Origin of the sequence: Aquimarina sp. MMG015 (assembly GCF_018100855.1) — a bacterium.
Taxonomy (GTDB): domain Bacteria; phylum Bacteroidota; class Bacteroidia; order Flavobacteriales; family Flavobacteriaceae; genus Aquimarina; species Aquimarina latercula.
Window position 1 is genome coordinate 117,887 of sequence record NZ_JAGJEB010000005.1, and the last position, 24,400, is coordinate 142,286.

General features: G+C 31.9%; 26 protein-coding genes. 10 read left to right on the plus strand and 16 right to left on the minus strand.

The features are described from left to right. The first annotated feature begins 22 nt into the window (after positions 1 to 22). Entirely contained in the window at positions 23 to 703 is a 681-nt protein-coding gene (locus tag J8L88_RS10950) for an SDR family oxidoreductase (protein ID WP_108802888.1), read from the plus strand. Positions 704 to 714: 11 nt separating this feature from the next. Here J8L88_RS10950 and J8L88_RS10955 read toward each other — a convergent pair whose 3' ends face one another. From J8L88_RS10955 to J8L88_RS10965, 3 genes are all read right to left on the minus strand, one after another. Next, positions 715 to 1,104: a hypothetical protein gene (locus tag J8L88_RS10955; protein ID WP_211060757.1), complete on the minus strand. Its 390-nt coding sequence runs from the start codon at positions 1,102 to 1,104 to the stop codon at positions 715 to 717. Between the two features lie 198 nt (positions 1,105 to 1,302). Continuing rightward, positions 1,303 to 1,770 (minus strand): hypothetical protein, encoded by a 468-nt coding sequence (locus J8L88_RS10960; protein WP_108802890.1) that lies wholly within the window; start codon positions 1,768 to 1,770, stop codon positions 1,303 to 1,305. After that, a complete protein-coding gene (locus J8L88_RS10965) occupies positions 1,767 to 2,552 on the minus strand; it encodes a hypothetical protein (RefSeq protein ID WP_211060758.1) in 786 nt (261 codons plus the stop codon). Before J8L88_RS10965 ends, J8L88_RS10960 begins: the two co-directional genes overlap by 4 nt. 254 nt (positions 2,553 to 2,806) lie before the next feature. Here J8L88_RS10965 and J8L88_RS10970 point away from each other — a divergent pair, with 254 nt between their 5' ends. From J8L88_RS10970 to J8L88_RS10990, 5 genes are all read left to right on the plus strand, one after another. After that, positions 2,807 to 3,667, plus strand: a complete 861-nt coding sequence (locus tag J8L88_RS10970; RefSeq protein WP_211060759.1) for a DUF4349 domain-containing protein — start codon at positions 2,807 to 2,809, stop codon at positions 3,665 to 3,667. A 147-nt stretch (positions 3,668 to 3,814) separates the two neighbouring features. Then, positions 3,815 to 5,527, plus strand: a complete 1,713-nt coding sequence (locus J8L88_RS10975; RefSeq protein ID WP_247666466.1) for a VWA domain-containing protein — start codon at positions 3,815 to 3,817, stop codon at positions 5,525 to 5,527. Positions 5,528 to 5,594: 67 nt separating this feature from the next. After that, positions 5,595 to 6,191 (plus strand): SprT-like domain-containing protein, encoded by a 597-nt coding sequence (locus J8L88_RS10980; protein ID WP_108802894.1) that lies wholly within the window; start codon positions 5,595 to 5,597, stop codon positions 6,189 to 6,191. Between the two features lie 2 nt (positions 6,192 to 6,193). After that, positions 6,194 to 7,270 (plus strand): mannose-1-phosphate guanylyltransferase, encoded by a 1,077-nt coding sequence (locus J8L88_RS10985; RefSeq protein WP_211060761.1) that lies wholly within the window; start codon positions 6,194 to 6,196, stop codon positions 7,268 to 7,270. 5 nt (positions 7,271 to 7,275) lie between these two features. Continuing rightward, positions 7,276 to 8,736: a DUF389 domain-containing protein gene (locus tag J8L88_RS10990; protein ID WP_108802896.1), complete on the plus strand. Its 1,461-nt coding sequence runs from the start codon at positions 7,276 to 7,278 to the stop codon at positions 8,734 to 8,736. A gap of 140 nt (positions 8,737 to 8,876) precedes the next feature. Here J8L88_RS10990 and J8L88_RS10995 read toward each other — a convergent pair whose 3' ends face one another. Both J8L88_RS10995 and J8L88_RS11000 read right to left on the minus strand, forming a co-directional pair. After that, positions 8,877 to 9,641, minus strand: coding sequence for an ABC transporter ATP-binding protein (locus tag J8L88_RS10995; RefSeq protein ID WP_027392641.1), 765 nt, complete (start codon positions 9,639 to 9,641; stop codon positions 8,877 to 8,879). After that, on the minus strand, positions 9,641 to 10,378 hold the full coding sequence (locus J8L88_RS11000; RefSeq protein ID WP_027392640.1) for an ABC transporter permease: 738 nt from the start codon (positions 10,376 to 10,378) through the stop codon (positions 9,641 to 9,643). Before J8L88_RS11000 ends, J8L88_RS10995 begins: the two co-directional genes overlap by 1 nt. Positions 10,379 to 10,494: 116 nt before the next feature. Between J8L88_RS11000 and pafA the strand changes: the two genes are divergently transcribed. Next, a complete protein-coding gene (gene pafA / locus J8L88_RS11005; RefSeq protein ID WP_035084950.1) occupies positions 10,495 to 12,159 on the plus strand; it encodes an alkaline phosphatase PafA in 1,665 nt (554 codons plus the stop codon). Here the strand turns inward: pafA and J8L88_RS11010 are convergent, their stop codons facing one another. The 10 genes from J8L88_RS11010 to J8L88_RS11055 all read right to left on the minus strand — a co-directional run bounded on the left by J8L88_RS11010 (position 12,160) and on the right by J8L88_RS11055 (position 21,044). Next, positions 12,160 to 13,215: an FAD-dependent oxidoreductase gene (locus tag J8L88_RS11010; protein WP_211060762.1), complete on the minus strand. Its 1,056-nt coding sequence runs from the start codon at positions 13,213 to 13,215 to the stop codon at positions 12,160 to 12,162. Between the two features lie 67 nt (positions 13,216 to 13,282). Further along, entirely contained in the window at positions 13,283 to 13,588 is a 306-nt protein-coding gene (locus tag J8L88_RS11015) for a carboxymuconolactone decarboxylase family protein (RefSeq protein WP_211060763.1), read from the minus strand. A gap of 16 nt (positions 13,589 to 13,604) precedes the next feature. Continuing rightward, complete coding sequence (locus J8L88_RS11020; RefSeq protein ID WP_108802899.1) at positions 13,605 to 14,351, minus strand: SDR family NAD(P)-dependent oxidoreductase; 747 nt, start codon at positions 14,349 to 14,351, stop codon at positions 13,605 to 13,607. A gap of 62 nt (positions 14,352 to 14,413) precedes the next feature. Then, on the minus strand, positions 14,414 to 14,977 hold the full coding sequence (locus J8L88_RS11025; RefSeq protein WP_108802900.1) for a TetR/AcrR family transcriptional regulator: 564 nt from the start codon (positions 14,975 to 14,977) through the stop codon (positions 14,414 to 14,416). Between the two features lie 76 nt (positions 14,978 to 15,053). Further along, entirely contained in the window at positions 15,054 to 17,357 is a 2,304-nt protein-coding gene (locus J8L88_RS11030; protein ID WP_211060764.1) for a chondroitinase-B domain-containing protein, read from the minus strand. A 315-nt stretch (positions 17,358 to 17,672) separates the two neighbouring features. Continuing rightward, entirely contained in the window at positions 17,673 to 18,527 is an 855-nt protein-coding gene (locus J8L88_RS11035) for a glycosyltransferase family 2 protein (protein WP_118387255.1), read from the minus strand. 21 nt (positions 18,528 to 18,548) lie between these two features. Further along, entirely contained in the window at positions 18,549 to 19,070 is a 522-nt protein-coding gene (locus J8L88_RS11040) for a methyltransferase (protein WP_118387253.1), read from the minus strand. Positions 19,071 to 19,162: 92 nt separating this feature from the next. Next, positions 19,163 to 20,221, minus strand: coding sequence for a 3-oxoacyl-ACP synthase III family protein (locus J8L88_RS11045; protein ID WP_211060765.1), 1,059 nt, complete (start codon positions 20,219 to 20,221; stop codon positions 19,163 to 19,165). Positions 20,222 to 20,325: 104 nt separating this feature from the next. Continuing rightward, positions 20,326 to 20,706 (minus strand): group III truncated hemoglobin, encoded by a 381-nt coding sequence (locus J8L88_RS11050; protein ID WP_211060766.1) that lies wholly within the window; start codon positions 20,704 to 20,706, stop codon positions 20,326 to 20,328. Positions 20,707 to 20,777: 71 nt separating this feature from the next. Then, positions 20,778 to 21,044, minus strand: a complete 267-nt coding sequence (locus J8L88_RS11055) for a hypothetical protein (RefSeq protein WP_027392630.1) — start codon at positions 21,042 to 21,044, stop codon at positions 20,778 to 20,780. A 111-nt stretch (positions 21,045 to 21,155) separates the two neighbouring features. Between J8L88_RS11055 and J8L88_RS11060 the strand changes: the two genes are divergently transcribed. Further along, complete coding sequence (locus tag J8L88_RS11060; RefSeq protein WP_211060767.1) at positions 21,156 to 21,506, plus strand: hypothetical protein; 351 nt, start codon at positions 21,156 to 21,158, stop codon at positions 21,504 to 21,506. 42 nt (positions 21,507 to 21,548) lie between these two features. Here the strand turns inward: J8L88_RS11060 and J8L88_RS11065 are convergent, their stop codons facing one another. Beyond that, positions 21,549 to 21,902, minus strand: coding sequence for a hypothetical protein (locus J8L88_RS11065; RefSeq protein ID WP_118387249.1), 354 nt, complete (start codon positions 21,900 to 21,902; stop codon positions 21,549 to 21,551). A gap of 149 nt (positions 21,903 to 22,051) precedes the next feature. Here J8L88_RS11065 and J8L88_RS11070 point away from each other — a divergent pair, with 149 nt between their 5' ends. Both J8L88_RS11070 and J8L88_RS11075 read left to right on the plus strand, forming a co-directional pair. Continuing rightward, a complete protein-coding gene (locus J8L88_RS11070) occupies positions 22,052 to 22,738 on the plus strand; it encodes a TetR/AcrR family transcriptional regulator (RefSeq protein WP_211060768.1) in 687 nt (228 codons plus the stop codon). Next, positions 22,731 to 24,398, plus strand: coding sequence for a peptidase domain-containing ABC transporter (locus J8L88_RS11075; RefSeq protein WP_027392627.1), 1,668 nt, complete (start codon positions 22,731 to 22,733; stop codon positions 24,396 to 24,398). Before J8L88_RS11070 ends, J8L88_RS11075 begins: the two co-directional genes overlap by 8 nt. Positions 24,399 to 24,400 lie beyond the last annotated feature (2 nt).

A 24,400-nucleotide genomic window follows, 5' to 3' on the forward strand; every position in this document is an offset into this window, starting at 1 on the left:
AAAGGATTTTTTTATGAAAAACATGAAAAACATTATAATTACTGGGGCGAGCAGAGGAATAGGGTATGAGATGGCTAAGTTGTTTGCAGATGAAGGACATCAAGTTTTGGCTTTATCTAGAAATGAGAAACCTATTACTGCTCTAAATCATAAAAACATCCATACTTTTTCTTTTGACTTATGTAACTCTTCGGATTTACATAAATTAAAAAATTACGTTACCGATTCTTGGAATCAGGTTGATATCTTGATTAATAATGCTGGTAAATTATTGAATAAACCTTTTGGTGAAATTTCTACTCAAGAATTTGAAGAAGTGTATCGAGTAAATGTTTTTGGTGTAGCAGAAATTACTAGACTTATGTTACCTCATATGACAAAAGGAAGTCATGTGGTTACAGTTAGTAGTATGGGTGGAATTCAGGGAAGTATGAAATTTCCTGGTTTAGCGGCATATAGTTCCAGTAAAGGTGCTGTTATTACACTAAGTGAATTATTGGCCGAAGAATATAAAGAAAGTGGTGTTGCATTTAATGTTTTGGCTTTGGGAGCAGTACAGACAGAAATGTTAGAAGAAGCATTTCCTGGATACCAAGCACCGCTTACGGCTATTGAAATGGCAAATTACATTAAAGATTTTTCGCTTACCGCTAATAAATTCTATAATGGTAAAGTATTACAAGTTTCTAGTAGTACGCCCTAGTTAACGAACTATTAAATATCGGTTAGCTTAAGATATTTGTAAAACTGATGAACCGTTAGCACTTTTTTAAACTCTTCATTTTGGAAGTACACAATATTACTTAAGTCCTTTGTTTTTTCTTTTTCAGAGGCGTTTGATTGAATTACTTTATTTGCTTGGATGGAGTATTTTATAATGACTCTTTTAATACGATTACTTGTATAATTACTAAGATTAAGTTCTTGTTGTAATAAAATAGTTCTTTGTTCAGCTAGATCAGCAAATAATTTTTTTTCAGCCTCCAGTTCCTCTTTTGTAGGTTCAACAACTTCTTGTTGATCTTGATTTTCATCTTCAATCTGGGTTTGCGCAATATTAGACGCACTGATGAAAAAAATAATTAAAATTGTAAAAATTCTCATAATACTCACTTTTAAATTTTCTTTAAGAAATGTTAAAAATAGGATGTCAAAAATATTAATTATTGATTAACAACAAGTTAAATGTAGCGAAAACTCGATAAATGTTAGCTTTTTTTCGATCAAAAACCCAAAAAACAATGGTTTTGTTACCATAAAAAGAAGGAAAAACCGTAAATTCTTGTTAAAAATTGGCTTTTTTTAATTTTTTGATGATGTAATTCTTTCAAAATTGGCTTTTGAAGTTTTAAATTGTACACCGTCAATTATTGTAGTTGAGGTTGTTATATATGAAATAATAGTATCACTTTTTTTATTTGCAAAGTGTATTTCAGTAATTATTTTGGTAACAGAATCAGAGAGTATTTCTGGTTGTTCTAGAAATTTTATTTGCCGTATTTTTTCTTGATTTTCTAGCCCTAATGAAGGTGTAGTGTCTTTCTCTATTTTAAATTCTGGATGATTCTTGATCAAGGTTTGCTTGTCTATATGATCCTGCAGTTTCTCTTCAACTAAAATAATATAGGCATCTTCTAGAGAAGTGGGTGACGCTTCCTCTTCAATATAAATATCTGCTTCTTCTGCATTAACAGGTTCCATACTTTTATGGGAATTGTTAGCACAACTCGTAATCACAATTAACAATAGAATATATACAAACTGTTTCATGGTTTAACTCTGAATTTTAGTTTAACAATTTGTCCCTTTACCCTTTTGGATTCTATAATTTCAATGTTTTTTAGACTTTTTGTTGGTGTTGTAAGTTTAGTGATAAATTCATTTTTTGAATATACTTCAATTCCTAAACCTGAAGGTAAAACCTGAAATATAATTGCATTATCAGCAATCATTTTTGATAATTCACTTTTTCTGTTTTTCCAGTCTTCGAGTCTTCCATTTGCATAGTAATGTAACATTAATGCATAATCGTCCGTACTTACTTGGATGTTTTCGTTAGTAATCTTAGCTGTACTTCTAAAGATGGTATCCGTCTTATGATATGGTGATTTAATTACAAAACGAATAAAATCATCTTTTGTACTCCACCTAAAACACCCCAAACTATCACTTTTAGTATAGAAGGGTGATTGTTTGTTGTTTAATACAATGATGTCAATAGGTGTTTTGATAATCGGTTTGTTTCTATCTTGATCAATGAAGCAAAAAGTAAACGTATGATTTCTTGGAATAAGGAAATAAGCGGAGGTGATAAATAACACTCCGAGTAATAAAAAAATAAGCCATTTTGGTTTTAGTTTTTTCTTTTCTAGAATTTTGTTTTGTGGAATTGAAGATTTAAAATGAACCCAATTTTTATAACCACAGTATTCCGATAACATATTAAGTACATCTACACGTGGTAATTTTTCGGTAGTGTTTTTAAAATAACTGTAGAAAGATTTTTCACTAATACTTCCTTTTACCTGTTTTCGTAAATCCTCCTGAAACAATATAATATCTTGCCCTTTCCATAGAGAGATATCATCGCTTGAGGCATTATTTTTCTTTAAAAACTGCTGAGTAGCTGCTTTTTTCAGATGAGAGAATGCTATGTGTTCTTCGCGAGTGATAAGTTTATTGTTTTGATTGTCAGGTTATTATTTTTTGTAAAATAGTTTACAATTGTTTTACAAAGGTAATACAAGAATACTCTTTGGAGTGATACTATGTTTGTTTTCAGTTTAACAAGGTAAAAACAATAAATATGAAAACAAATATTTTAAAATTAATTAGAAATGTAATTGGGGTAGGTTGTTTGGTAATCAGTTTTTCCTGCTCGCAAGTAGAAAAAAGTTACTCAACAGCTACAGAAAATATCGTAATGGAAGATACTGGAGAGACACCGGCTTTAAATGCATTTGAAACAGAAGATGAAATCAAAATAAAAAATGAAACAGAAAACGCAAATAATAGACTTAAGATTATTAAAAATGCAAGTTGCCGTATTAAAGTGGGTAGCGTAGAAGAAGTAACTACGCTTTCTAAAAATATAGCAGCAAAATATAATGGGTATGTGTCTGATGAGCGTTTTACAAATACTAATTATTCTAAAGAAAATAGATTTACGATTAGAATTCCTCAGGATAAATTTGATGAAGTACTAGATAGTATTTGTGCTTTAGCAGAGTTTGTGGATCATAAAAATATATCTACTGTTGATGTTACTGAAGAGTATATAGATATAAACTCTAGGTTAAAAACCAAATTAGAGGTAAAGCAGCGTTATGAAACAATTCTTAGAACAAAAGCTAAAAATGTAGAAGATATTTTACTAACCGAAGATAAATTAAGGGAGCTTCAAGAAGAGATTGATGCGGCTAAAGGTAGATTGAAGTACATGTCTAATAAAGTGTCATTTAGTACTATCCAATTAGATATGTATGAAACTGTGCTTCCTAAAGATGAACCAAAAAAATATGTAAAAAGCTTTGTAGATAGAGCAGAGGATGGATTGTCTTTTGGTTGGAATCTGTTACAACACCTTTTTTTAGTGCTTTTTTATGTTTGGCCACTATTACTATTGGGAGTATTAATTCTAATCTATTACAAATGGATTAGAAAATAGCCTTTCGCTTTTTCAAAATAGTATAAATATCAATAACAAAACACTAAAGCATTCAGCAATAGCAGCAATCGAGTAATGTTATCATGTAACAGGCTCTATTGTGGTATTATGTTTGTTTCAGTATTCAGTGTAACAAAACTAAATAGTATGAAAACAATGAGTATTAAAAAAAGCAGATTATGGATGGCAGGGTTATCCATATTATTGATCATTTCTTGTGATCCTAAAACAAAAACGCCTGCCGCATTACCAGATATTATGGAGGAAACGGATGCAGTTGTCAAAGAAGATAATGCTCCGCCTATTTTGAAAGAGAAAGTTTTTGAAGAAGAGCTTGTGGTTGAAGATATAGAAGTTCCAGAAATTGAAGAAGCTGAGGAACCAGTGGCGTTTATGATGGAAGTGGAAAATGATGAGGTTATTATGGCAAGTCCTAGTAGTTTTATTAAAGAAACCAATAATGAATCATATGCAGAGGTAGTGGAGAATACATTTAAAAGGACAAGTTTGGCTCCGCTGTCTACATTTTCCATTGATGTAGATAAAGCTTCTTATAGTAATATCCGTAGAATGATTAATAATGGCGAAAAAATCCCAGATGATGCGGTAAAACTTGAAGAAATGATAAATTATTTTAAGTATGATTATAAACAGCCATTGGATAAACATCCTTTTGCGATTCATACAGAATCAGGAAGTACTCCTTGGAATGAAAATACCCAGTTGGTCAAAATTGGGTTAAAAGGCAAAGAAATACCTGCAGAAAGTTTTCCTGCTTCCAATTTAGTTTTTTTAATAGATGTTTCGGGATCCATGAATGATGCTAATAAGCTTCCATTGCTTAAAAAAGCTTTTAAATTATTAGTAAATCAATTAAGAGAAAAAGATAAAGTTTCTATAGTAGTATATGCCGGTGCAGCTGGAGTTGTTTTAAAACCTACATCTGGTAACAATAGTGAAAAAATACTGGACGCTCTGAAGAATTTAGAAGCAGGAGGCTCTACAGCAGGAGGAGAAGGTATTAAACTTGCCTATACAATTGCAGAAAAACATTTTATAAAGAACGGGAACAACAGAGTTATTTTAGCAACTGATGGTGATTTTAATGTTGGTATACGAAGTGATAAAGGGATGAAGGAATTAATCGAAGAAAAACGAGAGTCTGGAGTATTTTTAACTTGTTTAGGGTTTGGAATGGGGAATTATAAGCATAGTAAATTAGAAACTTTGGCAGACACTGGTAATGGTAATCATGCGTATATCGATTCTATGCAAGAAGCGCAAAGAGTATTAGGTACTGAATTTGGAGGAACATTATATACGATTGCAAAAGATGTAAAAATTCAAGTAGAATTTAATCCCGGTAAAGTAAAAGCGTATCGCTTGATCGGTTATGAAAATAGGTTGTTAAACGATGAAGATTTTATCGATGACACGAAAGATGCAGGAGAGTTGGGTAGTGGTCATACCGTCACCGCACTGTATGAAATTATTCCTTCAGGAGTAAAAAGTAAATATCTTGGAGAAATTTCTGATTTAAAATATACTGGTAAAACAAATAATACAGAATTTGGAGATGAGCTATTAACTGTAAAGTTTAGATACAAAAAACCAAAGGAAAGTAGAAGTATAGAAATAGTTCATATACATAAAACGGGAGACAATGATCTAGTGTCAGGTGATTTTAGATTTGCAGCTTCTGTAGTTTGGTACGGAATGATCTTGAAAAATTCAAAATATATACAGAATCAAAATGTTGAGGATGTGGTCTCTTTAGCAAGAAATAGTAGAGGGAATGATGAACAAGGATATCGAGCAGAGTTTATACGATTAATGAATAGTTATGATAAAACGAATTAATACTATTTGATAAGAATTCTTTAGTAAGCGCATCTTTCCGATGCGCTTATTTTTGTATTTTGCGACAATGAAGGAAATCTTGGCAAGATATATCCCTGAAAGAGCTATAGAACCTGCTTTCGATTTGATTGTGAGATGTAATGTTCATCTTAAAATTGTTAATGAACGAGCTTCGCGTCATGGAGATTACCGTAAAATGCCAGATGGTAGACATCTGATTACTGTAAATGCTTCTTTGAACACATATCGTTTCTTAATTACTTTAATTCATGAAATTGGACATTTAGTAGCTTTCGAGAAGTATGGGCGCAATATTAAACCTCATGGGATAGAGTGGAAAAGAACTTTTCAGCAACTCATGTTACCATATATTAACCCTGATGTCTTTCCTTCTAAATTATTACCTGTTATTGCAAATCATTTTAAGAATCCAAGGGCAAGTAGCGATACTGACGAAAAATTATCACTTGCATTAAAACAATATGACCCAGAGAATGATAAAAATTATATCTTTGAGATACCATTAGGAAGTCGATTTAGATTATATAATGGAAAAATTTTCCAAAGAGGAAATAAAAGAGTTAAACGTTACGAATGTATCGAACTAAGCACAGGCAGGGTATACCTGTTTAACCCCAATGCAGAAGTCGAATTATTAAATTAATTATGGAAAAAAATTATTATGCTATTTTAATGGCTGGGGGAGTTGGGTCTAGATTTTGGCCTGTTAGTACTACAGAGTTTCCAAAGCAATTTCACGATATGTTGGGAACTGGAGAAACTCTGATTCAAAGAACATTTAGTCGACTATCAAAGATTATCCCAAAGGAGAATATTTTTATATTGACCAATGAAAGATATAATGATTTGGTTTTAGAACAATTACCAGAGGCAGCGCAGCGACAAGTTGTAACAGAACCTGCCATGCGTAATACGGCCCCTTGTATATTATATGCAGCTTTAAAAATACAGAAAGAGAATTCTGATGCAGTTATGGTGGTTGCGCCTAGTGATCATTGGATTGAAGATGAAGATGCATTTACACAAAATTTAAGACAAAGTTTTGAAGCCTGCTCAAAAGAAGATATCTTAATGACTTTGGGGATACAGCCTACTTTTCCGAATACGGGTTATGGTTATATACAGCACAATGAAGAAGCCGATGCAATAAAAAAAGTAGCTCAATTTACAGAAAAACCAAATTACGAAACGGCTAAAAAATTCTTGGATCAAGGCAATTATCTTTGGAATGCAGGGATCTTTATCTGGAGCGCAAAAAGTATCGTGAATGCCTTTGCTAAGTTTCAAAAAGAGATGACAGCATTATTCGAAAAAGGCATAGAAGTGTATAATACATCCGAAGAAAGTAGTTTTATAGAAAAAAACTATCCACTAGCCGAAAACATTTCTATCGATTATGCTATTTTGGAACATGCAGAAAATGTATATGTATTACCAGCTACTTTTGATTGGAATGATTTAGGTACTTGGGGGTCTTTATATGATAAATTAGATAAGACAGATGCTAATAATGCTGTTGTAAATGCTAGAGTTTTATCAGAAGATTCTTCAGGGAATATGATTAGAACTTCTGGAGATAAAATCGTCGTTGTCGATGGCTTAGAAGATTATATTATAGTAGATAAAGAAGAAGTTTTGTTGATCTATCCTAAGAAAAAAGAACAGGATATTAAACAAGTTCTTAAAAAAGTAAAAGATACGTACGGAGAAAAATACGGATAATATTGATGGAAGAAAATACGCAAAATCCTCAAGGGAAGTCTCAAGATGAAAAGGTAGAAGAACAAAAGCAAGCGGTAAAAAAAGATGCCAAAGGATTGTTTCGTAGTGGTTCTACTTTTTTGAAGGAATTGTTAGATTTTCGTCATGATACTGATAGAGAGAGTACCATAGAATTGATAAAAGCAGATATACCTTTTAAAGGAGCTACTGCTTGGATTTTGATATGTTCTATATTTATTGCTTCTATTGGTTTAAATGCAAATTCAATTCCCGTAGTAATAGGAGCGATGTTAATATCACCGTTAATGGGGCCTATTTTAGGAATAGGAATGTCTATTGCTGTCAATGATATAGACACTTTAAGAAAGTCTTTGGTTAATTTCACCGTTATGGTGGTTCTTAGTATTCTTACGGCCTGGTTGTTTTTCTTTTTATTTCCATTAAAAGTTGAATCTTCAGAATTATTAGCTAGAACTAAACCTGATATAAGAGATGTATTGATTGCCTTTTTTGGAGGGTTAGCATTAATTATTGCTAGAACAAAAAAAGGAACTATTGCTAGTGTGATATTTGGTGTGGCAATTGCTACAGCTTTAATGCCACCGTTATGTACTGTTGGTTTTGGACTGGCTATTGGTAAATATGAATATGCTTTGGGAGCGATGTTTTTATTTACTATTAATACTATTTTTATCGCTTTGGCAACATTTATTGTTCTAAAGCTATTAAGGTTTCCAATGCTTCGCTATGCGAATTCTGCAAAACGTAAATTGATTGCTAGATTAGTTTCTTTTACGGCAGTGTTAGTTATGATACCGGCTATCTATACTTTTGTTATTACGTTAAATCAAAGCAAGATGGAAGGAGATTATGATCGTTTTATAGCAGAAGAAATTGATGAAAATCCAGATTTATATCTAAGAAAACCAATACCTGATTATGATAAGAAGACAATTAAACTTTTCTTCGATGGTGAGATAACCGAAGCAACTAAAAGTGATCTAGAAAACGAAATTCTCAAGTATGAAAATATAAGTGATTTTCAGCTAATAATTAGAGGTAATAAAGCTAGAGGAATAGATCAAATTTCTAAGGCAAATGATCGATATATTGTAGAGTTAAATCGACTAGAAACTGAGAACGAAGAATTGCTAGATAAAGTTGAAGACCTAAAAATTCGATTGGCACTATTGGAAACTCAGTTAGCCGAAGCCCAGAAAGTTATTCCTGCAGATATATTACCATATAACAATATTGCTAAAGATGCTAAAATTCGCTTTCCGGATTTGTTACAACTGGGATATGGCGAAGTTTTACAATCTAATTTCTTAAAAGTGGATACGGTAAAAGTAATTTTTCCGCAATGGAAATTTCAGGTGTCTGACAGTCTTAACGAGGTTAGAAATAAAGATTTAAGAGAGTGGATAACTGGAGAACTAAAAGCTGATACGTTGTTAGTAAAGTAATTCTGTTAGTTTTTGGATTTTATTAAAGACAGTGATTTAAGTTTAGCGTTTGCTAAGATGGAAAATATGATTCCAGAAAATGTTTTAATGACAAATAGAAAAATATCTTAAAATTTATAAGATTCGCAGTAAGTAACTATTTACAACCCTTTGAGTTGCGCATCACGCACTTTTTTAAATAAGTTAGAGGAATAGACAAATTCGGTTACTGCTTCATTATCAGTTTTAAAAATTTGTGTTTTGTCTCCTTCCCATTCTAGATTACCAAATTTTAAGAAAACGATTTTTTCACCAATTTCCATAACAGAATTCATATCATGGGTATTGATGATAGTTGTAATATCATATTCTTCAGTAATTTCTTTAATCAAATTGTCAATTACTATGGCCGTTCTTGGATCTAATCCAGAGTTAGGTTCATCACAAAAAAGATATTTAGGCCTAGTTACAATTGCTCTTGCTATGGCTACACGTTTTTGCATTCCACCACTTATTTCTGAAGGAAGTTTATTGTTAGAATTTTCTAGATTAACACGAGCTAATACTTCATTTACTCGTACCAGCATTTCTTCTTTCTTCTGTTTTGTAAACATCATTAGAGGAAACATTACATTTTCTTCTACAGTCATAGAATCGAATAATGCACTTCCCTGAAATACCATGCCCATTTGTTCTCTTAAGTCACGTTGTTCTTCTGTAGAAAGATCTGAGTAGGTAGCTCCGTCATAACAAATAGAGCCTTCCTCTGGAGTAAATAAACCCAGCATGCATTTAAGAAAAACTGTCTTACCACTACCACTTGTTCCAATGATTAAATTTGTTTTACCGCGTTCAAATGTAGTTGTGATTCCCTTAAGAATTTGTTCGCCATTAAAACCTTTATGTATATCTTTTACTTCTATCATTAGCTTAACAATAATTGAGTTAATATATAATTAGAAGTTACTATAACCACTGTTGTCCATACAAAGGCAGAGGTACTTGCTTTACCAACTCCTAAGGCACCGCCGGTCATGTAATATCCATGAAAAGATGGAATTGTTGCCAATAGAAAGGCAAAGATGAAGGTTTTAATAAACGCATATGTTAAGTGATACGGTATGAATTCTTCTCGCAAACCTGTTAAAAATTCTGATCCTGAAACAAATCCTCCATAAACCCCAGCAATATAAGCTCCAAATACACCTACGAACATTGCAATCGCTATTACAAATGGATACATTAACATCGCTATGATTTTAGGAAATACAAGATAATTTAATGAATTTATTCCCATTACTTCCAAGGCATCAATTTGTTCAGTAACTCTCATCGTTCCGATACTAGATGTAATAAAGGATCCTACTTTTCCAGCCATAATAACAGAAAGGAAAGTGGGAGCAAATTCTAGAATCATAGATTGTCTAGAGGCAAACCCAATTAATTGTTTAGGAATTAATGGATTTGTTAGATTCAAAGCTGTTTGAATCGCGATTACAGCTCCAATAAAGAAAGCAAGAAATACGGTAATTCCTAAAGAACCAATAATAAGATCATCTATTTCTTTAAATATCAGGCTTCTAAGCACAGAGCCTTTAGTCATTCGACTAAAAACTTTTTTCAGCATTAAAAAATAGCGACCAATATCGTCGAGATAAAACATATGTTCTACATTAGAAGGGCTAAAATAGAAAAAAAAATAGGGACAGCATTTAACCTTCTATTAAAGTTTTACATTTGCATAAAAGGTATTTTAGCCTTTTAAAATGTAAACAGATAATGATAAAGAAGATATTTTTAGCAATTATTTTAATAATAACAGTTACTCAGTGTGCAACCAAAGATTCATCATCAATAAAGATAAACTCTGAAGAAACAATTTCTGTCCGACCAAAATTAGTTGTAGGGATAGTAGTGGATCAGATGAGGTATGATTATTTGACTAGATTTTATGATCGTTTTGGTCAAGGAGGGTTTAAAAGAATGATTAATGAAGGTTTTAATTGTAAAAACAATCATTTTAATTATATACCAACATATACAGGGCCTGGACATGCTTCGGTATTTACAGGGACAACACCTCAAAATCATGGAATTATTTCTAATAATTGGTATGATAAGTTTGGGAAAGATATGGTGTATTGTGCTAGTGATTCTTTAGTACGTGCTGTTGGTTCTGATAGTGAATTAGAAAGAATGTCTCCTCGACGTATGAAAACAACAACTTTTGCCGATCAAAACAGATTGCATACGCAATTAAAAGGAAAGAGTATTGGTATTGCGATAAAGGATAGAGGAGCAATATTGCCTGCTGGCCATGCAGCTAATGGAGCTTATTGGTTTAGAGGAAAAGATGAAGGTAATTGGATTACTAGTACCTATTATAGAAATGAATTACCGGATTGGGTGCAAAAATTTAATGAATCTGATAAAGCAGCTTCTTATTTTAAGGAGTGGAATACTTTATATGATATTACTACTTATGGAGAGAGTGGAGCTGATGAGAACAATTTCGAACGTGGTTTTAAAGGAAAAGAAAAGGCGACTTTTCCTTATGATTTAGCTGCATTAAAAGATCAAAATGCAGGGTATGATATTATTAAGGGATCTGCATATGGAAATAGTTTAACTGCCGATTTCGCAATAGCTTCCATAGATGGGGAGTCATTAGGAGCGGATGATATTACAGATGTTCTTACTGTGAGTTTTTCTAGTACAGATTATGTTGGTCATAATTTCGGAGTTAATTCAAAAGAAATCGAGGATACCTATTTAAGATTAGATAAGGATCTTGAACGCTTTTTTGGAGTATTAGATACTAAGGTTGGGAAAGGTAATTATACAGTTTTTTTAACTGCAGATCACGGAGCTGTTCAAGTGCCGTCGTATCTGAAAAAAGTAAAAATACCTTCAGGTTATTTTGATATGGTAGAACTCACTGTTAGTGTAATGGATTTTGCAAAACGAACTTTTAAAGTTAACGGACTAATCGAAAAAGTAGCTAATGATCAAGTGTTTTTTGCGTATGATGTGTTGGAAAAAAATAAGATAAACCCACAAGAATTACAGAAAGCTATAGCACATCATATATTACAATATGATCAAATTGATAAGGTTTTTACTAGAGAACAATTACAAATGGGAACCTTTACAGAGGGAATTGGTGCACTTATTCAAAAAGGATATAACCAAAAAAGAAGTGGTGATTTGGTATATGTATTAGATCCTGCCACTATAGCGTATTCTCGTACTGGATCTACGCACGGTAGTGGTTTAAATTATGACACACATGCTCCGTTATTATTTATGGGTAAAGGAATTAAACAAGGTAGCACCACTACTAAGACAACAATTCCAGATATTGCTCCAACTATTTCTGCATTATTAGGGATTACATTTCCTAATGGAGCTACTGGTGATGTGTTGTCTTTTGTTTTAGAGTAATCATTTATCTGATAATTTTTGATATATGGATTGTGCGCTAAGTATAGCACCTTCCATATATCCTCCATGCATAGGGGATGTTTCTGTACCTCCTATAAAGAACTTGTCGTCGTAGTATCCTTGTTGATATATTTTATGACCATTATTTTGATGTGGGAATATAAAATCATTAGAAGGTAAAGAAGTAAAGGGTTCTCGTTTCCAGACTAATTCCTCATAGGATAAATATTCTAATGCGTCCTCTCCAAATAATTTATGGAGTTGATGAATCACTTTTGATTTTCTTTCATCCTTAGTATACGCGGCCATACCATTTTGTAAAAAACCTTTAAGGGAAAAATGAGTGTTTTCTGCATTAGAGTGATCGTATAATTCAGTTAAGGGACCGACATTGCTAAAAACGGTTCCTGAGTAATTACTATTTTTCCAAAAAGGAGTTTCATAGGATACACCAAATTTAATAGAATCTCCCATCCATGTGTGGGTTTTATTGGCAATTTCAATAACCTTATTTGATAATGCGGGATAGAATTGTATAGAGTTTACTAAAAGTGAAGGAGGAATAGTAGAAACAACTTTATCCGGATAATATATATTATTGGAAGATGTAACTTTAAAACTATTGTTTGTGTAATTAACGTGTTCTATTTTTTCATGTAGAATCAATTCTTTTTGATCCAGAAGGTCAACAAGTTTATGTATAATAGCGATAGTTCCATGTTGTATTCGATAGCTTGGTTGTTGGTTTGTTGGTAATTGAATTTGTTGTGGAGGAGCAGTTGATAATGGTTCAAAAAGTGTTATTCCTTGCATATATTGTTCAAAAACAGGAAGCTCTAATTCTTTTAATAACCTTAACAATTCTTGATGTTGTAAACTTAACCAAGTTGCTCCCATTTCGATTGGGGTTTCTTTTGCAGATTTAAGGGTGTGGATTCTTCCGCCAACCCTGTTTCTAGCTTCAATAATCTTTACAGATTTCCCATCTTTTTTTAATCTGTAAGCTAGTAGTAAACCGGTTAGACCAGCTCCAATAATAAGTACTTCTGATTTCATATACTTAGTAAATATAAAAAGTAAAACCCCTAATAAAAGGAGTTTTACTTTGTTAAGTTAAGAAAACTCAATCATTCATTAAATGGGTACCATGCACAACAGCAGCTCCTGCTCTAAGAGCGGCAGATACAAATGTAGCTTCCGCTAATTCCTCTTGTGTAGCACCTGCTTTTATCGCATTTTTTTTATGAATTTCTAAGCAATATGGGCATTGAGTTGTTAGTGCAACGGCGACAGCCATTAATTCTTTATACTTTACAGGAATAACTCCTTCTTGCAAAGTAATACTATCAAAAGCTTGAAAAGCTTTCATAGTTTCAGAAGCATTTTTGCCAAGTGTGCCTAACTTTTTTAGGTGATTCATATCATACATAATCAAACTTTTTATGTTAATTTCTTCCTGCGATTACACCTCCATCAGTATCCCAAATAGCTCCGGTTACCCACGATGCTTGATCAGATAATAAAAAAGTAATGCTATTAGCTACATCTTGAGCAGTTCCATTTCTTCCTATTGGATGAAAATTATTAAATCCAACAAGTGCTTTTTTTGCTTCGTCAGCACCACCGAAAACACCATCATATACTGGAGTTTCAACCACAGCAGGTGATACAGCGTTTACTCTGATACCATGATCTGCTAATTCCATAGCTAAATGTTGTGTTAGCGAATGTAATCCTGCTTTTTGCATAGAATATGCAGAAGAAGGAGTCGCTTTTACGGCTTGTTTAGCCCACATAGAACCAACATTAACAATCGCACCAGTATTGTTTTCTTTCATTTTCTTAGCTGCAGATTGCGTAATAAAAAAGAAACCTCTATTTAGATCTTGATATGAGTCATAATCTTCTAGAGTATGATCAAGAAAAGGTTTTGGACCAAAAATCCCTGATGCGTTTACTAAATAATCTAAACTATCTAAGTTAGCAATTGTATTACGCAGTTGATCTACACTATTTTTATCAGTGATGTCAACTTGATGTTTAATAATGTTTTCGCCATCTTCAATTTTAGATGTATTTCTTCCTACAACATGAACTGTGGCACCTTCATTAATTAAAGATGTTACTGTTGCTTTACCAATTCCGCTGGTTCCTCCGATAACTAAGGCTGTTTTGTTTTTAAATTGTGTCATTATTTTTATGTTTAATTAATTAACAAAGACAGACAAGTCTGTCTTTGTTAAGGTAATTTTTTTTATTCTAGAATCTTTTCGCAAAGAGATAACGAAGCCTCAATGGGCCAAGTATTCTGGTGTAATTTGCTTTCAGAAATTGCTCCTTCATATAATAGGTAAATTTTTCTTGCTAACATTTTATTTTCGTTGTCAGAATTTTGATTATAATTTTCTATAACTAATTCCTTAATGAAATTTATGAAATCCTGCTTTTGCTGTTGAATCTCTAATCGTACCGTTTCATTTTCTTTAGGCATTTCGGCGTATGTATTTAAACACCAACATCCATTAAAGTCTTTTTGATCAAAGAATAATTTTAGAAAATTAAACAAAGCGTATATCCGTTTTTTACCTTTAGGCACTTTATATACATACTCTCTAATATCTTTAGTAAAAGTGTCATTCTTAAATTGTAGGTAAGCAATACAAATATCTTCTTTAGAAGGAAAATGATTGTATAGTGTTGCTTTTGCTATTCCTGCTTCTTTAATAATCTCATTGATTCCTGTTAGATTATAACCCTTATGATAGAATAGAGTAGAGGCGGTTTGTACGATATGAGCTCTTGTCTTAGAGTGTTTCATATGACAAACATATAAAAAAAATATTCAAAAACAGACAAGTCTGTCTATTTTTGAATATTTTTAACAAAATCAACATTTATTTTACGGGTCTATAGCCACTATATTGAGCGGGATATTTAGTAGGATTTTGAGTATTTATAATTTGAATATTCTTACCTGTGCGTTCTCCAAAGGACTCTATTCGTCCAGAGTTGATTAAACTAATATGGTCTATTCTGCTAATTGCCCATCCTGGATCTTCATATTTTAATGTACGTCCTCCTTTACCGGAATTGATAAATAATAAATTGTCAACATTTAGCTTTTGAACACCCCATAGTAGGACTACACTTCCTAAATCTTTATTATTTACATCTATAAAAGTAGAGTTTTTTAATTCTAAGTAAGGTCCAGTAGTACTTTCGTCATTTCCCATTCTTAAAAGGGCTACAGCGTTACCCATTACTTTACTAAAATGACAATTATCTATTTTTATATATTCTGCATTGTAACGTCCTCTGTTTTCATTTTCTCCATCAAGACTGATAGCATTTCCAGAAATATTATGAAAGGTTGAGTTTTTGAAAACAATGGTATCAGCGTATGTGTTTTTATAAGCTCTAAAAGCTGTTTTACGACTTGCATCGAAATTTTTAAATTCACAAGACATAACTTTTAACTTATAATGTGCTATCATTGGTTTCGATGAGGTAGCTATAGCAGATTGTGCAATTCCATTTTCTGAAGCGCCATCAAACTGAACACCTTGAATAGAAAGGCTTCCTCCATTCTCTATAACTACTAACGGCTTTTGTGATTCATTTTGATCATATTTGAAAATGATAGGTTTATCATTTTTCGATGTAGTAAGTGTTAATGTTTTATTTATAATCAAAGGTTTGGTAAAAGTATATGTTCCCGGTTTTAATAAAATGGTATCACCAGAAACTGCACTCTTTATGGTATTGAATAATGCGTCATTTTCATTTCCGGATACTTGTGTTGCATTCGAGTTCTTATTTGTGATCTCAAAATATTTTTGCTGAGGAGTATACCAATTTGGTCCTACATCACTTTTAATAAAGGGAAGTTTAGGTTGGTAATTTTCATTCTTTAATAAACCATCCTTCGGATCTTTTATAAAGGAAATATTTGTTGTTTCGAATCCATTATGGTTGAATTTTGAGTCGGCAGAGACCACTTGATTTTCAGAAAATGAAAAAGTACTATAATCCGAAATTGCTTCAAAAACCTGTGCTCTTTCGGGGTGATAAAATAGGTTCTTAGTAAATCGTATATTCTGAGGAGGATCTGTTCGCTCATTATCTGCTCCAACACCAAACTGAATGTGATCACATTTTAAAAACATGTTTTCAGTAATATCTGTGTTTTCAGCTCTGTGATATCGGTTAATAAGCGAATTAGGAACTCCGTTCATTACAGGAAGAGCTCCAAAAAAACGTTTCCCTTTTAATTCCTGAAAATGATTATTTTTAATGGTATGTCCCTCATTGATTACCCTAACACCACCAGTTCCTGGTTTGTTGTTTCCGATAAAAAAATTGTTCTCGATTAAGTTTCTATTTCCGTGTCTTAACGCTAGAACTCCAGCAGACTCATAAAAAATATTGTTACGAACGATGTTGTCACTCGATTTTAATGATACAATTTCTACTTCGCCATCACACTGCTCAAAGTAGTTGTTTTCTATTAAAGTTCTTGATGGGCTTAGAGAATATGTAGAAACTCCTACTCTTAATGTTTCTCCACCATTGGATCCAAGGTTTGGTCTATAACCAAAATGGTTATGGTCAATTCTATGATGGTTTTCTAGACTATTTTTGTTATTTAATCTTACGACTAAAGTTACACCTGCATTAAGCTTTCCTCCAAAGTAATTGTGATCTACTCGATTGTTTTTTCCGTGTAAATGAATCCATTCAGATTTATCAAATCTATTACTTGGATTAAAGTGATCAATAGCAATTTCTGTAAGTCTGCAGTTTTTAGCTAGTTTTCCGTCGTCAGTTTTGAAAATAATTAATGCATTTTCTTCAGTAAAACCATTGGTGAAAACAAAACCTTTTATAATTAAGTGTTGACCTCCAATTTTTAGAGAAGTATTACCAGAAAAAATAACTTTCCCTTTTTCTTCAGCTTTTATAGTAATTGGCTTTTCTTCTGTTCCTATAGCATCAATTACCAATTGAGCATCTTGCCAGATTCCATTACCCAGTATAATTTCATCTCCAGGTTTTGCATTGCTAATAGCATCTTGAAATTCTTGAGGATTGTTAACAAGATCGTTGTTATCCGATTGTTTTGTTTTACTTGCTTCTGAGCAAGAACTTACAGTAAATAGCGTAGCTATTAGGTAGCTAAAGAGCCTACTTTTCTTCATTAGTTTCTTTTGAAATATTTGTATTAAACATTTCCCATTAAACTACTAAATCGTCTAATGCTTCAATAGAAGTGAATACCCATAAGTTGTGTGTGGGACCAATTTAGGCCTATTTTTTATAATAACCAAGTATATAGCATCTCATAAAAATAAATTATGGATGAATTGAAAAGATGTAGTTTTTAAGGACAATAACTTTTATAATAATTTGTCGAAAAGTCCCTATTATAAACAGATGTTCTAATACAAGTTAAATTAAGTGCAGATATTTATGATAACTACATGAACAACTATATATAGATTATTCTAGTTTTTTTACGGTTTAGAGAATTTTTGGAGGATTTTTTTCCATCGTAGTTTGCGAATAAAATCACCTTCGACTTTAGAAACTAAATATGGTTGTTTTGATTTTTTAGCTTTAAAAAAACCTATTAAGTAGTCAAGCAATAATTTAGGTTGTTTTTTTAGGATAGCAAGCTTCATAGATGCAATTAATGTGATCATTAAACCGTACCGCATTGTATAGAAAGCTTCTCCTTGCTTGTATTTAGCTTTGGGGTTGTATGTATTCCCTGTTGGTTTCAGGTGTTTTACTTTTAGAGATTGATCTGTTTTGATTTTCCAGTTATGATATTGTGCTAATAACTCATCTATAGTATCCCAACCCATTGCTGGTTTTAATCCCCTAATGTCTTGAAAACAGGATTTTCTATATGCTTTTAGAGCTCCACGAATATGATCCTTATTAGTTAGGTTTTCTAAAATCCAGTTGTTGTCTTTTTGGATATAACAAAAGCCACCAAACATTCCGATTTTTTGATTTTCTTTGAAATTTTTCACTAGAGTTGCTAGATAATTTTTTGGAAAAATAAGGTCTGCATCAAACTTGCAAATCACATCATATTGGTCATCTAACGAAGTATATCCTTTATAGAACGCATTAATAACTTTGCTTCCTGGCATATGATCCTTAGAAGAACTGGTGTTAACTAATGAAATGTATGAGTGTTTGTTTATAAAATCGAGAACTACAGTCTTTGTATTATCGGTAGAATTATCGTTAACTACCACTATTTTTTTTGGAAGAAATGTCTGAGATACTAAAGATTCTAGAGTTTTAGCAATCAATAGTTCTTCATTATGAGCCGGTATGACAATATAAATGTTCAAAAGGGAGGTGATTGATGTAAACTATTTTCTTTCGGCATATACAATATAGTATCTAGGAGTAAAGTATCTAAGTAAAGGTCTAAATCCAATTTTATTAATTGGATGCGTCCATTTTTTTGTTGCTTTTATTTTCCATCCAGCTTTTTCTAATAACCAATCGAATTGCCAATCTTCAAATTCGTGATAATGACGATCCCAAGGGTCAGTCTTGCTTTTATAAGCAGGAGAGAACCAAAGTTTTAATGGAACAGAAGTCACTAATTTTGTTGTTTTGATATCACGTAAAACATTGAATGGTGCAATCAAATGTTCAAAAATCTCGAAGGCTGTAACAACCTCGTCATTACTTAATTTTACAGCGTCGGTTTGCAGATCAAGATCTTCTCCAGAAGTATTTGTTACCGTGTAACCTTCCTTTTCCATAAAGTCTACAAATGGGTTATGGACACCAAGATCTAATATGGTTGCTGGAGCAGGGATGTGCTCTCTTAAGAATTCTAATGTTTCTTTATACCTCTTATGAGGAAAAGTTCCTTCGTACATCTGGGAATAATTACTATCTAACTAATAAGTTGTAAAAATAGACAATTACAGAGATTACTATGTGTTCCTATTGTAGAATTTTCTAAAGGCGATTAGAACTGATACAGAAATGCATTGATATTCATACCGGCACCTACACTAGCAAATAATAGAATATCACCAGAATGAAAAGAATGATCGGAGATGTTACCTTTTAGAATCAAATCATATAATGTTGGAATAGTAGCTACACTGCTGTTTCCAAGTTTTTGTATACTCATAGGCATAATATTGTCAGGGACTTCTTGCTTATAAAGTTCATAAAACCGTTTTATAATAGCCTCATCCATTTTTTCATTAGCCTGATGAATAAGTATTTTCTTTACTGCGGAGATGTTTATATCTGTTTTGTCTAAACATTTTTTCATTGCCATAGGTACGTGAGTCAAAGCAAATTCATAAATCTTACGGCCATACATTTTAATATACTTGGTTTGATCATTTGTGGTAGTATTGTAGGTATCTCCAAAAAATAAGAAATTGGATTCTTCAAAAGTGTGTGAGGCGCTAATAGAAGATAGTATTCCGCCAGTATTTTCTGTGATTTCTAATATAGTTGCACCAGACCCATCAGAATAAATCATAGAATCTCTATCGTACTCATCAATAACACGGGACAACGTTTCGGCTCCAATAACCAAACATTTTTTTGCCATACCACTTTTCATAAAAGAAACTGCTTGTATTACACCTTCTATCCAACCTGGGCATCCAAATAAAACATCATAGGCTACGCAATATGGGTTTTCTATTTTTAAAAGGTGTTTTACTCTAGCCGCTAAACTGGGAACAGTGTCTGCTTGAGATGAATTTTTATCAACGTCTCCAAAGTTATGAGCAACAATTATATAATCTAAAGTTTCTTTGTCTACATCAGCATCTTCAATTGCCTTTTTTGCCGAAAGAAAAGCAATATCCGAAGTGTTTAATGTTGAGGAAGCGTATCTACGCTCTTCAATACCCGTAATTTTTCGAAATTTATCAATAATAACAGTATTAGAGTTGTTGATTTGTACGCCATCTGAATTAAAGAACTGATGATTTTCAAAATCTTCATTTTGTATGATCTCTGTAGGAATATAGCTTCCTGCACCTGTTATTTTAATACGCATTTTTCTTTTTTTAGCTTGTGTATATAGAAGATAGGTATTAATTGATTATTTATTATGCTTGCATAATAAAATTTACGATGCCTACGGTATTTGAATAGGATATATTATTGTGTTTTTAGCTGAATTACCGTGGCAATTGACAAAGCTCGTGTTTTCATAAGTTCAGCTTTTTCTCCTTTAAAATTGTCGTCTATAATTGTTTTAAATAATGCCAGCCAAGTGTCAAAATGGATTTTTTCCATTGCCTTTCTTAGATGTAAATCTTTATGAATTTGTAGTACATTTTTTTTGTAATTTCCAGTGTAAAACAATTGTTGTTCCCAGAAGCTTGAAATATGAGGCATATGGGTTTCTAGGTTAATTTTTGCTATTTCGGTGAAGAATATACCAATGTTAGAATCTTTCAATACTTTTTCGTAAAAAAACCATAAAATTTGCTCGATATCTTCTCTATTCTGTATATCTCTTAAATTATCCTTGTCCAAAATACCTTGATTTGCTATATAAGTGTAAATACAAAATTAAAAGGTATCTGGACAAGTACGCTGGTTTTGGGTTATAATTTTTGTTTCGAAACAATCAGATCTCTTAATTCTTGTTGTTTTTCTTTTTCTATCATTTTTTGATGTGCATAGGCAAAGATGGCATTCTCTACAATTTCATTTTCTCTTTCTCCAGAAAGAATATAGGATATACTTGTTTTTGAATAAGGTTTTTTTGGGGAGCTATAAATCTTGTTTTGGTTTAGGTAAGCTTGTATTTTTTTTACGTGCTTGCTTCCAATGACCTTTAAGATCGCAATACGTTCTTCAGGTGTAATCATAAATAAGTTGGCTAATGTTATAGGTATAAGTATCTTTGTGAATATAATGTTATCGTTTTGGTATACAATATTATATAAAATATTAGATATACGCAAATAATAGTCAATATTTTGGATAAAAAAGATAAAATTTTAGATAGAGTTATTTTATTTGCAGCTCATTTGGGAATAAGCCTTAGGAGTTTTAGCCTTTCTATAGGAGCAAGTGCGGGCTATTTACATAGATTGCAGTCTGCAAATAGTAATATTGGAGGTGATTTTATTGAAAAGATTATACAATTGTATACAGAAATTAATCCTACTTGGCTTGTTACTGGAGAAGGAAATATGCTAAAAGAAGACCATATCGTTCAAGAATCCGAAGTAGCATATGGTAAGAAGGATTATTTTAAACAAGTTTTATTGCAATATTTAGATGATAAGGATATTAGAGATAAACTTATGGAAATTGCTAATAAATGATAATGTAATTATCAATCCGTATATAGCTATTTTTCTTATTTACTAAAAAATTTCTTTTGCTTCCAAGGCAGCTTTAAGATTTACTTTTACTATCCGAATACTGTTCAGAAATTGTTTGTTATCATTTCTTTTGATAGAAATAATCGTTTTTCCTTCCGTAGCTTCTTTATTAGTAATAATTACTCTTAAACCACTTAGTTTTCTATAGTTTGTGGTTCCTCCCTTTTTAATAATAAAATTAGTTTTTGGAAACAAAATATGTTTATATGTTTTTCCTGATGGTTTTCCTAAAGTCAGAATATCCCCAATATTTACGTTATCAGGAGATGTAAAGTTTTGCTCTTGTGCATGTATCGGGAGTACCGATATAAATGCGATAAATAACAGTTTTTTCATGTGTATTGTATTGAGTTAGTTGAGAGAGATGTCTACTATAAATATAGTATTATTTACTTAACATTAAAACATAAATTTTGGTTAAATAATAGTTAATGTATTAAATAATAATAGTAATACTATTACTTTTGAGTAAAATAGTTTTAGTTATGAAATATATACTTCAAGACTTAAAGGTTAATATCAACAATAATATATATTTAAAAGATCCGGAATCTTCTACTTTAGGAAAGAAAATTGTGGAATATAGTATTCTTTTAATAGATGAAATAGGTTTTGATAGCTTTACCTTTAAAAAGTTAGGTATTAAGATAGGATCTAATGAAAGCTCAATATATCGTTATTTTGAGAATAAACATAAGCTGTTATTGTACTTAACTTCATGGTATTGGGGTTGGCTAGAGTATCAATTAGTGTTTACCACTAATAGTATTTCTGATGCTAAAGAAAAATTAACCAAAGCTATCGAAATTGTAACTCGGACTACAAAAGAAGATTCTTCCTTCTCCCACATTAACGAGGTTTTGTTAAACAAGATTGTAATTAATGAATATTCTAAATCATATCTGACTAAGGAGGTTGATAACGAGAATAAAGATGGATACTTTTCTATTTACAAAAGACTAGTGAACAGGATTAAAGATATGATTATACAAGTGGACGAAACATATTATTATCCTGCTAGTTTGGCCAGTACCATTACTGAGGGTGCATTGCATCAACATTTCTTAAGAGATCATTTTTCTTCGTTAACGGATTGTGATGAGAAAATTACTCCTACAAAATATTTTATTGATTTAGTATTTAATTCTTTAAATAACCACAAGAATGGCTAAAAATATATTGACCGCTTGGCAGCGTTTGATGGGGCTCTTAAAACTTGATAAAAGAGATATCCTGCAAGTATTCTATTATGCAATTTTCGCTGGATTGGTAAGTTTATCCCTTCCTTTAGGAATACAAGCTATTATAAATTTATTACAAGGAGCGCAGGTTAGTACTTCCTGGATAATCCTAGTAATTTTAGTTACGGCTGGAGTTCTATTTGTAGGGATATTACAGTTTATGCAAATTAGGATTATAGAAAATGTACAACAAAAGATCTTTACTAGAGCATCTTTTGAATTCACATATAGGTTTCCTAAAATCAAAATGAGTGAGTTACGTAATTATTATCCGCCAGAATTAGCAAATAGATTCTTTGATACTTTGACTATACAAAAAGGATTGTCAAAGATATTAGTAGATTTTCCGACAGCTTTGGTGCAAATAATCTTTGGGCTTCTATTACTGTCATTTTATCATCCATTTTTTATTATTTATGGTTTGCTTTTATTGGTTTTAATCTATATCGTATTTAAATATACAGCAACCAAAGGTTTAGAAACTAGTCTTAGTGAGTCTAAAAGTAAGTATAAAGTTGCCCATTGGATCCAGGAAGTTGCGAGGTCAATAGTAAGTTTTAAATTATCAGGAAGAACAAGCTTGGCACTTAATAAGAACGATGCTTTAGTAGCGGATTACTTAGATTCTAGAGAAAGCCATTTTAGAATACTCGTATTGCAATTTATTCAGATGATTGGTTTTAAGGTATTAGTTACTGCTGGCCTTCTATTAATAGGTGGTGTTTTAGTTTTAAATCAGAAGATGAATATAGGACAGTTCGTAGCAGCTGAGATCATTATTTTATTAGTGATTACCTCTGTAGAAAAACTAATTGTAGGTTTAGAATCTTTCTATGATGTATTGACTTCTTTGGAAAAAATAGGTCAGGTAGTTGATAAACAATTAGAACCTCAGGAAGGGGAAAAACCTTTTAAAGAAGATGAGGGGTTTGTGATAGAGTTGGACCAGGTTTCTTATGCCGTTCCGGATAGAGATAAAAGAATTATCGATGATGTTTCTCTTAATATTTCAGAGAGTTGTACCATATTGATACAGGGACCTAATGGTTCTGGTAAATCAACTCTTCTTAGATTAATTGCAGGTTTATTAGAACCCGATACAGGTAGTATATATATCAATAATGTCTCGCTAAAGGGAGTGAATTTAAATTATTATAGAGGGTATATTGGGCAGTCATTGACAGAGGAATCTCCGTTTGAAGGAACTATTTTAGAGAATATCACTTTTGGAGATGAAAGTATTACCAGTGAACAAGTTTATTGGGCTTTAGAAAAAGTAGGATTGCTTCAATTTGTAAAAGAACAACCTAAAGGTTTATTAACGATGTTGTATCCGGAAGGTAAGCAGATACCATATACGATTTCTAAAAAAATAGTATTAGCTAGAGGAATTGTTACAAAACCGAAATTGTTAATTCTAAAGGATCCTTTAGATCAATTTAATGAAACTGAAGCTGCCAGAATTATGGACTTTCTGGTGGAGCCAGAAAATCCTTGGGCGTTAGTTGTAGTTAGTGAAAATGCTAAATGGACATCGCGTTGTGGTAGAATTATTACCGTAGATAATGGTAAAATAATAAGTGAAAAATAGAA

Coding starts and splice junctions, on each gene's coding strand:
- J8L88_RS11025 (WP_108802900.1), bottom strand. CDS start 14,977: ATGAAACACTCTAAGACAAGAGCTCATATCGTACAAACCGCCTCTACT.
- J8L88_RS10985 (WP_211060761.1), top strand. CDS start 6,194: ATGGAAAAAAATTATTATGCTATTTTAATGGCTGGGGGAGTTGGGTCT.
- pafA (WP_035084950.1), top strand. CDS start 10,495: ATGATAAAGAAGATATTTTTAGCAATTATTTTAATAATAACAGTTACT.
- J8L88_RS11065 (WP_118387249.1), bottom strand. CDS start 21,902: ATGAAAAAACTGTTATTTATCGCATTTATATCGGTACTCCCGATACAT.
- J8L88_RS11030 (WP_211060764.1), bottom strand. CDS start 17,357: ATGAAGAAAAGTAGGCTCTTTAGCTACCTAATAGCTACGCTATTTACT.
- J8L88_RS10960 (WP_108802890.1), bottom strand. CDS start 1,770: ATGAAACAGTTTGTATATATTCTATTGTTAATTGTGATTACGAGTTGT.
- J8L88_RS11010 (WP_211060762.1), bottom strand. CDS start 13,215: ATGAAATCAGAAGTACTTATTATTGGAGCTGGTCTAACCGGTTTACTA.
- J8L88_RS10980 (WP_108802894.1), top strand. CDS start 5,595: ATGAAGGAAATCTTGGCAAGATATATCCCTGAAAGAGCTATAGAACCT.
- J8L88_RS10970 (WP_211060759.1), top strand. CDS start 2,807: ATGAAAACAAATATTTTAAAATTAATTAGAAATGTAATTGGGGTAGGT.
- J8L88_RS11000 (WP_027392640.1), bottom strand. CDS start 10,378: ATGTTTTATCTCGACGATATTGGTCGCTATTTTTTAATGCTGAAAAAA.
- J8L88_RS10955 (WP_211060757.1), bottom strand. CDS start 1,104: ATGAGAATTTTTACAATTTTAATTATTTTTTTCATCAGTGCGTCTAAT.
- J8L88_RS11040 (WP_118387253.1), bottom strand. CDS start 19,070: ATGTACGAAGGAACTTTTCCTCATAAGAGGTATAAAGAAACATTAGAA.
- J8L88_RS10950 (WP_108802888.1), top strand. CDS start 23: ATGAAAAACATTATAATTACTGGGGCGAGCAGAGGAATAGGGTATGAG.
- J8L88_RS10975 (WP_247666466.1), top strand. CDS start 3,815: ATGAAAACAATGAGTATTAAAAAAAGCAGATTATGGATGGCAGGGTTA.
- J8L88_RS11045 (WP_211060765.1), bottom strand. CDS start 20,221: ATGCGTATTAAAATAACAGGTGCAGGAAGCTATATTCCTACAGAGATC.
- J8L88_RS11015 (WP_211060763.1), bottom strand. CDS start 13,588: ATGTATGATATGAATCACCTAAAAAAGTTAGGCACACTTGGCAAAAAT.
- J8L88_RS11070 (WP_211060768.1), top strand. CDS start 22,052: ATGAAATATATACTTCAAGACTTAAAGGTTAATATCAACAATAATATA.
- J8L88_RS10995 (WP_027392641.1), bottom strand. CDS start 9,641: ATGATAGAAGTAAAAGATATACATAAAGGTTTTAATGGCGAACAAATT.
- J8L88_RS10990 (WP_108802896.1), top strand. CDS start 7,276: ATGGAAGAAAATACGCAAAATCCTCAAGGGAAGTCTCAAGATGAAAAG.
- J8L88_RS11075 (WP_027392627.1), top strand. CDS start 22,731: ATGGCTAAAAATATATTGACCGCTTGGCAGCGTTTGATGGGGCTCTTA.
- J8L88_RS11055 (WP_027392630.1), bottom strand. CDS start 21,044: ATGATTACACCTGAAGAACGTATTGCGATCTTAAAGGTCATTGGAAGC.
- J8L88_RS11020 (WP_108802899.1), bottom strand. CDS start 14,351: ATGACACAATTTAAAAACAAAACAGCCTTAGTTATCGGAGGAACCAGC.